The organism is Thalassotalea sp. PP2-459 (assembly GCF_001913705.1).
Taxonomy (GTDB): Bacteria; Pseudomonadota; Gammaproteobacteria; order Enterobacterales; family Alteromonadaceae; genus Thalassotalea_C; species Thalassotalea_C hakodatensis.
In genome coordinates, this window is record NZ_MKQD01000073.1 from 1 (window position 1) to 9,028 (window position 9,028).

The following is a 9,028-nucleotide window of genomic DNA, read 5'->3' on the forward strand; positions in this document are numbered from 1 at the left end:
ACGTATTTGATGTAGAACAACTATACCTGCACACGTTTCGCTTATTCTCCCACCTCTGACATCGCTCTGAACTGACTTAATCTTTATGCGAATTTGGTATAAAGACATTTAATTTAATTCTTTATCAACCCAAAATTTGGTCCCTTTAATAACGGCTTGTAGTGCCAACCCTGCCTCCGTTAATGTATAAACAGTGACATCGCCATAATAAGCTTCTCCTTCAACAGAGCCACCTTTATCACCTGCTTTTGCAGCTGCATCAGCATTTCCACCGAAAGTCCAACCGTTATTAATAAAGCTATTCATTGCATCTGTGGTATGAAAGACCATGACAATACGATAGTCTTTAACACCTAAACCAAGGCCTACACCGCCTTCAGCCATATTCATATAAGTATGGGTATTCGTATTCATATTCTTTACAACACCATAGCCTGTACCGGCAGCCATAAAGATTAAATTGACATTCGCGTTAGAAAATACCGCATAGCCTGGTACGGCATTCAACTGTTTACGCGTATCAGGTTTTTGCTCAAACAATTTCGTTAGCACATCATCTTTCATTGCCAATATGGCTTGTTGTTTTTCAACTTTGCTTCCTTTTCCCATTGAGGCACAAGCAGATAACAACACTATAATCATCAAACTAAAAAGCTTTTTGCATACACTCATTTCATTTTCCTTTTCTCAATAAGATACATAAAGCCTAACGCATTTTATCGAGATCATCGAACCGTACATTAAAGATCTAAAAACATTTTCATTTAAACCGTATTCTCCCCTTGGTATAAACGGTCAAAATTAGGAATGTTTTTCTCCCAAATGGGCGTGAATTTACCAATATAATCTCGTACAGCATCATAAAATAAACGGGTTCTAACGGGTAAATCCCTATGAGGATAAATGACGTACATATCGCGGTAATCAAGTAATTTGATATCTGTTAAAATAGGAATAAGTTCGCCATTTATTATTTCATCACCCACAATAAATGCAGGCACTACAACAAATGCACTCCCCGATAGCGCTTTTAATAATAAAATTTCAGCATCATTTGCACGAAAAACACTATTAATTTCTTGCTCTGCGTGTTCGCCAAGTGCATTCTCATATTCAATACTTGTCACGCGTATTGTTGTACTAAAATAACTGGCTGCAGGCAGTGATTTAAGATCCGACATTTTATTCGGCATTCCGTAGGTTTTTATGAATTCTGGAGAGGCCAAAATGACTAAACGATTACGCGCAAGTTTTCTCGCAATCAGCGTTGAATCTTTTAACTCCCCAACTCTAAAAGCGAGATCTATTCCTTCAGAAACAATATCCATTACCTTATCATCTAAAATTAATTCAACTTCCACTTCAGGAAAGCGTTTTTGAAAGTCATTAATTACTGGTTGTAAATAGCGTTTGGCAATAATCGTAGACGAAGTCATTTTTATCGTACCTCGAGGCTCTAAATGATAATTCTCTGCCATCCGAACCGTTTCATTGAGTAGTTCTCGAAGCTCCGAAGCTTTCTTAACCATTTCAGCACCAGCTGCTGTTAAAGAAAAAGAACGTGTTGTTCGGTTTAACAACCTTACGGCAAGTTCATCTTCTAATTTACTGATTTGTTTAGATATAACAGATCGATCAATATTCCTACCTTCCGCGGCACTTGCAAATGATCCGCGCTCTACAACATCTAATAACATCAATAAACGACTAGTAGTATCCATAACGAAACCTTTAATTTTATTAGTGCCATTTTGGCATTAATGAAATTAAAAAACCACTGTATTTACTCATCAATTTCAAGCGTATCATAACGGCATTATTTTCAAATAACACACTTGACCTATGACTAACTCAACGCTTTATAGTGCTCAAAAACATGGAGTTAAACGATGAAAAAAACAATATTACTTGCTACTTTAACTAGTATAGGCATTGCAATTAGTGGTTGTGCAGAGCCTTCTGCAAAACAAAATTCACAACAATTTTTACAACCAATAGACGTAGCGAAAGTATTAATTAAGCCAGTACAACACTGGCACACTTTTACCACACGCTTAGAAGCTCCAGAAGAAGTATCATTACGCCCACGTGTCTCTGGCGTAATTAAGGAAATTGCATTTAAAGAAGGTGATAGCGTTAAGAAAGGCGATTTACTGGTTCAATTAGATGATCGTCCTTTTGCAGCTGTAGTCGCGAACCTAAAAGCACAGATTCTTTCTGCTGAAGCTGCTTTACAACAAGCAAAAAACGAAGCTAAACGAGCAAAAAGATTAACCGAACGTAAAGCCATATCGGTAGAGCAAGCGGAATCACGTTCATCAATACTTCGCCAACGTGAAGCCCAACTAGCAGCACTACAAGCACAGTTAGTAGCAGCAAATCTTGACCTAGCTTTTACGTCAATTAAATCCCCCATAAATGGCATTATTTCTCGCGCTAATATTACCCGAGGAAATACCGTACAAGCAGGAACGAGTGTACTGACTTCAATTGTTTCTGACGACAAAATGTATGCGTATTTTGATATTGACGAACGCACTTGGAATAACGCCTTCTCGCATGTAACAACCGATAGTAAACAACAAGTACTGATGCAGAAATTAGGTCAAAAAAAGTTTGAACATACCGGTTATATTAATTTTATCGATAACCAGATTAATGATGCTACTGGCACACTTCAAGTACGAGCCGTTTTTGAAAAGAAAACAGGAGCAAACCTAGAAAACTCATTACTTGCTGGTTCATTTGCGCGTATTAGACTTGCCGCAAGTGAAGTAAACGAACAAATTATTATACCAGAGAAGGCAATAGGCACAGATCTAAAAAATCGCTTTGTACTTACCGTTGATGAAAACAATGTTTTGCAATACAAACTTGTTGAAATAGGTGAACGTTATGGAAAGTTACGTGCGATAACTTCAGGCTTAACCGCTAATGACACGATTGCGGTTAATGGCCCTGCACGAGTGGGTCCTGGCATGCCTATAAAGCCTAAAATTATCAGCATAGAAACAGCTAACTCTGCCTTTACCATGACAACCATTAAGCCCACTAATTTAGTTGCTAAGTACTAGGAAGTAACCATGAATTTTTCTCATTTTTTCATTAAGCGGCCAATTTTTGCATCCGTATTATCGTTAGTTATATTGATTGGTGGCGCTATATCACTGTTCCAGCTACCTATCAGTGAATATCCTGAGGTAGTTCCTCCGACTGTGGTTGTAACGGCAAATTACCCTGGTGCCAACCCAACGGTAATAGCACAAACAGTTGCTACGCCATTAGAGCAAGAAATAAATGGCACAGAAAATATGCTCTATATGTTTTCTCAAGCAACAAGCGATGGCCGCATGACACTAACAGTGACTTTTGCCTTAGGCACAGATCTCGATCGTGCCCAAGTACAAGTACAAAACAGGGTTAACAGTGCACTTTCTAGACTGCCTCAGGAAGTACAGCGCTTAGGAGTTGTTGCAGAAAAGTCTTCACCAGACTTAACCATGGTCGTCCACCTATATTCACCCGAAAAAACTCATGATACAGCATATCTTTCAAACTACGCAGATATCTATATTAAAGATCAAATAGCACGGCTACCTGGTGTTGGTGATGTGCAATTATTTGGTGGAGGCCAATACTCCATGCGGGTTTGGTTAAACCCTGATGCTTTGGCTGCTAGACAATTAACCGCTTCAGATGTAATAAATGCCTTACGCGCACAAAATCAACAAGTTGCCGCAGGAAGCTTAGGAGCGCAACCTGCAGCAAATGATAGTCAATTTCAAATTTTATTAAATGTTAAAGGTAGGTTGACCAGTGTTGAAGAGTTTGAACACGTCATACTAAAAGTCGGCGATCAAAAGCAAGTTATTCGTTTAAAAGATGTCGCCACTGTAGAGTTAGGCCAGAACAGTTACGCACTTCGTGCGCTATTAGATGGACAACCTGCGCTAGCTATGCCTATTTTCCAGCGCCCTGGTTCAAACGCAATTGAATTATCAGACCAAGTACGAACAACCATGGCGCAACTTTCACAGGCTTTTCCAGATGGCGTTGAATACGATATTGTGTACGATCCAACTATTTTCGTACGTGATTCAATTGATGCCGTAATAACCACCTTATTAGAGGCCATCGCTTTAGTTGTCATTGTAGTGATACTTTTTTTACAAACATGGCGCGCATCTATCATTCCATTGATTGCAGTTCCTGTTTCACTTATTGGTACATTTGCCGTTATGCAATGGCTTGGTGTTTCAATAAACACACTATCATTATTTGGTTTAATACTCGCAATCGGGATTGTTGTTGATGATGCGATTGTTGTGGTCGAAAACGTTGAACGAAACATAGAAAAAGGCTTATCACCGGTAGAAGCGACTCGCGTTGCGATGACAGAAGTAACCGGTCCAATAATCGCCATTGCTTTAGTACTTCTAGCTGTATTCATACCCACCGCTTTTATTTCTGGTTTGTCTGGACAGTTTTATAAACAGTTTGCCCTTACCATTACTATTTCAACGGTGATCTCTGCGTTCAATTCATTAACTCTTTCGCCCGCTTTATCAGCACTTTTATTAAAACCTCACAATGCTAAGCCTGACGCATTAACCCGTTTACTAAATAAGCTTTTTGGTCGTTGGTTATTTACACCTTTTAATAAACTGTTTGAACGAGGTGCAAAAAGTTATCAGCGTTTGGTTAAAAAATTAATTCGAATGAGCATAATTGTCATAGCGGCTTATGTGCTATTGCTGGGCGGAACATTTACCCTATTTAATTCCATTCCTGGCGGTTTTATTCCTTCTCAGGATAAACAATACCTAGTTGCTATCGCACAACTACCAGATGCTGCTAGTTTAGATCGCACTCAAGAGGTTATGGTCGAAATGGAAAAGATAGCGCTTAACGTACCTGGCGTGTTGCACACGGTAACATTTCCTGGCTTATCAGTTAATGGTTTTACCAACAGCCCAAATAGCGGTATTGTTTTTGTCGCGTTAGATGCCTTTGAAAACCGTAAAGACCCTCAGTTATCTTCTGGCGCAATAGCAATGCAGCTAAATCAACAATTTGTCTCAATTGATGAAGCTTTTGTTGCAGTATTTCCGCCCCCCCCCATACAAGGGTTAGGTACAACTGGTGGTTTTAAACTACAAATAGAAGATCGCGATAATAAAGGCTTCGAAGCACTGTTTAATAGTTTACAAACAGTTATCGCTAAAGCGCAACAAGACCCAGCGCTAACAGGCTTATATTCAAGTTTTCGTATCCAAGTACCACAAATGGATATTGATATCGATAGAGAGCAAGCCCTGATTCAAGGAATTCCCCTTGAAGAAGTGTTTGATGCTCTACAAATATATTTAGGCTCATTATATGTTAACGACTTCAATGCGTTCGGTAGAACTTACCAAGTAAATGCCCAAGCAGGCGCTGAATTTCGAAAAGATCCTGCTCAAATTCTCCATTTAAAAGTAAAAAATAGAATGGGTGACATGGTACCTCTGGGATCAATTTTAACAGTCACACCTACAACGGGCCCTGATCGCGTAATGCATTATAATGGCTACCCAAGTGCAGAACTTAACGGTAGCCCTGCAATGGGTTATAGTTCAGATCAAGCGCAACAAGCAATCGAATTAATACTCGCCGATCATTTACCAACAGGTATTGATTACGAATGGACCGATGTAACCTACCAACAAATTATCGCGGGTAATACGATGGTTTACGTTTTTCCCTTAGTTGTGTTATTGGTATTTTTAGTTCTTGCCGCACAATATGAAAGTTTACGATTACCGCTTGCGATTATTTTAATTGTACCGATGACAATATTCTCCGCCTTATTAGGTGTGTGGTTTGTTGGCTCAGACAACAACATTTTTACCCAAATTGCATTAATTGTATTAGTTGCCCTAGCATCAAAAAACGCGATTTTGATGGTAGAGTTCGCTAAAGATCAACATCAAAATGGCATGAGTCATTTCAATGCAATTATTGCGGCGTGTCGGTTACGATTAAGACCTATTTTGATGACTTCTATCGCGTTCACAGCCGGTGTAATACCTTTGGTACTAGCTTCAGGCGCTGGTGCCGAAATGCGGCAAGCAATGGGTAATGCGGTTTTTTCTGGCATGATTGGCGTCACCATTTTTGGTCTACTATTTACGCCTATTTTTTATATGTTAGTTACCAAAAAAGAACCAACCAACGATACGATTGAAAGCAACTCACTGGAGCATAAACAACATGATTAAGTCATTCTTACCTGCTAATAACCAAGTGGCGTTAACCTTGCTTTTGTCCAGTGTAATCGCAGGTTGTACAACGTCAAATAATGTAGATGTTCATCTAGAAAATCAGCAACAACTTCAGCATTTTGTTACTGAAATTGATATTGCATCACAACTAACGGGTACGAGTGAAATAAACTGGTGGCGACAATTAAAATCACCTCAATTGAACTTACTCGTACAAGAAGCGCTAACAAATAATTACGATTTAACAACAAGCCATTTAACACTACAAAGTACCTTAGCTCGCCTTGGTGCAGAAAAAGCAACGTTTCTTCCCCAAGGTGAAATAACCATAAATAGTGAACGAACAAGTATCAATAATACTATCACGCCTAATTCGACAGCAACGTTAGGAGTTAATTGGCATCTCGATTTATTCGGTCGTATCTCTGCGCTTGTCGATGCTGCTAATGCCTCGGCACTGAGCCAAGCTGAGCAGCTTCGATTATTACAAATAGAAGTGGTTTCATCGGTTGTTTCTGGCTATATCAGTTACCAAGGTAATCTGCAAAAACACCATATAATTTCACAACAAATAGATGCATTACAACAAAGTATTGAAGTACTACAAGCCAGTGTCGATGAAGGTGTAACCAGTGAATTAGATTTAAACCGTACAAAAGCGCAATTAAATCAACAACAAGCGTTAATACCTGAAATCGAATACTTACTACAACGCGATAATTCAGCGCTCGCCTATATTACAGGTAAAACATTAAGTGATCTCACGTTAATTGATCAACGTAAAGTGATTGGCTACGATTTACAAGTTCACTTAGCACAGCCAAGCGAAGCAATAGCGTTACGTCCTGATATTAGTAAAGCACTTTACCAGTTTAGCCATGAAGCCGCTTTAAGCACGGCAGCGAGCAAAGCCCTTTTACCTGATATTAGTTTAAGTGCCTTTGCTGGTATTCTAAGCACAACTAGCGCCACGTTATCTAATACTGATCAACAATGGCAAGTATCCCCGCAAATAGAATGGTCACTGTTAAGTTATCCTGCATTATTAGCGCAGCGAAATGCGCAACAATATTTAAGCAAAGCCGCTTATAATGAATACCAAAAAACGGTATTAAATGCTATTAATGAAAGTGAGCTTTCTTTGCATAAACTCGTTAAAGAAAGCAACAAACAGCAATTTGCAAACAATCGCTACCACTATGCGAATAAAGCTTATTTACAAGCACAGGCTATGTTTCAAGAAGGTCAAATACCTTATTTATCGTTACTAGATGCAAGGCAAGATTTACTAGCAGCAGAAGAAAATGCAGTTGATTCAGCAATTTCAACTTTACTCACGAAAGTAAATGCTTATCATACCTTTAACGGTCGCTGGAGTTACGCACTATCCAGTATTTAATACTTGAGTAAATTATGCCTAATGTAACCACCTTACAAAATAACCTTTCTGACACGATGAAAGCCATTGTTTTAGAAAAACCTAATGAGCAACTCTCATTAGCCGCTGTACAATGGCCAACACCAACACGTACAGGAAATGAGTTATTAATCAAAGTGGAGTATGTAGGGCTTAATCCGTTAGATGGGCAATATGCCCAAAAAGGCTTTTGCCAATGGCAGTACCCACATATTTTAGGCTTAGATGCAGTGGGTACTGTAGTAGATGCCCCAAAAGGTGTTTTTCCCACCATTGGTGACCGAGTAATGTGGCACGCTAGCTTAGCGGATCAAGGAGTGCTAAGTGAATACACAACAGTACCAAATTATGCGGTATCTGTTGTACCTGAAAGCGTTGAGCCATATCAAGCTGCTACCTTGCCCTGTGCAGGCATGACAGCATTAATCGCCTTAGATAAATTACAAATCATCGAGGGTGATACCTTATTAATTGAGGCTGGAGCAGGTGCTGTTGGTCATTTTGCAATTCAGTTTGCAAAGCAACGCGGAGCAGACGTTTTCACCACTGCAGCCAAGCATAATCATAAACGTTTAAAGTGTTTAGGTGCTGATGCTGTATTTGATTACCGAGACAAAAAGCTTTGTCATAATATTTGCCACCAACTTGGACCACAAGGCTTTGATGCCATACTAGATTCAGTAGGTGGCGATGCCACCATTCGAAATTTAGAATTAATGAGGTTTTGTGGCAGAATCGCTTGTTTACAGCCTTTACCCGATTTACCTCAAGTATTATTATTCAAAAAAGCACCAAACATTAGTATTGTTTCTTTAGGTGGCGCATGGCTCGAAAATAGCCTTTGTGCCCAACAACACATGAGCTTTATGAGTAAATTGCTGCTTGATGGTGTTGCTGATGGATCAATTAAACTCCCTGAAATCCATCACGTAGATTTTCAAGCAGAAGCTATTTCATCAGCGCTTAGAACACAATTAGCGGGTGGTTTTACAGGCAAACAAATTGTTACGTTATAGCCTTCACTTAACAACAACCAGCTTCAGAAAAAGTACTGGTTCTTAAAGTTATACCAATTCGCATAAAGATTAAGTCAGTTCAGAGCGATGTCAGAGGTGGGAGAATAAGCGAAACGTGTGCAGGTATAGTTGTTCTACATCAAACACGTTTTGCGCAATTATCGCGCCTCTAACACGCCCCCAAAGGGCGAGTTTAAACGCTTCATAGCCTGTGTTGTTGATTTTGAAAAGGACGCTGCAAGGATGTAGCTTATTAGAGAACGCAGGAGCACGTTCTCCTGAATAACCATTCTCTGCAATCAACGCCGTGCCTCTAAAGCGTTTAATTCTCG

General features: G+C 39.4%; 7 protein-coding genes. 4 read left to right on the plus strand and 3 right to left on the minus strand.

What is annotated here, in order from left to right; genetic code table 11:
• Positions 1–108 precede the first annotated feature (108 nt).
• Both BI291_RS16400 and BI291_RS16405 read right to left on the minus strand, forming a co-directional pair.
• On the minus strand, positions 109–672 hold the full coding sequence (locus BI291_RS16400; RefSeq protein ID WP_074500169.1) for a YSC84-related protein: 564 nt from the start codon (positions 670–672) through the stop codon (positions 109–111).
• A gap of 92 nt (positions 673–764) precedes the next feature.
• Positions 765–1,721: a LysR family transcriptional regulator gene (locus tag BI291_RS16405; RefSeq protein WP_074500171.1), complete on the minus strand. Its 957-nt coding sequence runs from the start codon at positions 1,719–1,721 to the stop codon at positions 765–767.
• Between the two features lie 168 nt (positions 1,722–1,889).
• Between BI291_RS16405 and BI291_RS16410 the strand changes: the two genes are divergently transcribed.
• From BI291_RS16410 to BI291_RS16425, 4 genes are read left to right on the plus strand one after another with little or no spacing between them, the layout of a single operon-like run.
• On the plus strand, positions 1,890–3,074 hold the full coding sequence (locus tag BI291_RS16410; protein WP_074500173.1) for an efflux RND transporter periplasmic adaptor subunit: 1,185 nt from the start codon (positions 1,890–1,892) through the stop codon (positions 3,072–3,074).
• 9 nt (positions 3,075–3,083) lie between these two features.
• The gene (locus tag BI291_RS16415) at positions 3,084–6,260 is read left to right on the plus strand and encodes an efflux RND transporter permease subunit (RefSeq protein WP_074500175.1); all 3,177 of its coding nucleotides are present in this window, start codon (positions 3,084–3,086) and stop codon (positions 6,258–6,260) included.
• Positions 6,253–7,662: a TolC family protein gene (locus BI291_RS16420; RefSeq protein ID WP_074500178.1), complete on the plus strand. Its 1,410-nt coding sequence runs from the start codon at positions 6,253–6,255 to the stop codon at positions 7,660–7,662. The genes BI291_RS16415 and BI291_RS16420 overlap by 8 nt, the downstream gene beginning before the upstream one ends.
• A gap of 14 nt (positions 7,663–7,676) precedes the next feature.
• Positions 7,677–8,696 carry a zinc-binding dehydrogenase gene (locus BI291_RS16425; protein ID WP_074500180.1) on the plus strand — a complete coding sequence of 340 codons (1,020 nt, stop codon included), beginning with the start codon at positions 7,677–7,679 and terminating at the stop codon, positions 8,694–8,696.
• Positions 8,697–8,786: 90 nt separating this feature from the next.
• Here BI291_RS16425 and BI291_RS18515 read toward each other — a convergent pair.
• A partial coding sequence (locus BI291_RS18515) for a hypothetical protein (protein ID WP_368482978.1) occupies positions 8,787–9,028 on the minus strand: 242 nt, incomplete at its 5' end.

Excerpts from the sequence above, each read along its gene's own strand:
- BI291_RS16400 (WP_074500169.1), bottom strand. The coding sequence starts at position 672 with ATGAGTGTATGCAAAAAGCTTTTTAGTTTGATGATTATAGTGTTGTTA.
- BI291_RS16410 (WP_074500173.1), top strand. The coding sequence starts at position 1,890 with ATGAAAAAAACAATATTACTTGCTACTTTAACTAGTATAGGCATTGCA.
- BI291_RS16405 (WP_074500171.1), bottom strand. The coding sequence starts at position 1,721 with ATGGATACTACTAGTCGTTTATTGATGTTATTAGATGTTGTAGAGCGC.
- BI291_RS16420 (WP_074500178.1), top strand. The coding sequence starts at position 6,253 with ATGATTAAGTCATTCTTACCTGCTAATAACCAAGTGGCGTTAACCTTG.
- BI291_RS16425 (WP_074500180.1), top strand. The coding sequence starts at position 7,677 with ATGCCTAATGTAACCACCTTACAAAATAACCTTTCTGACACGATGAAA.
- BI291_RS16415 (WP_074500175.1), top strand. The coding sequence starts at position 3,084 with ATGAATTTTTCTCATTTTTTCATTAAGCGGCCAATTTTTGCATCCGTA.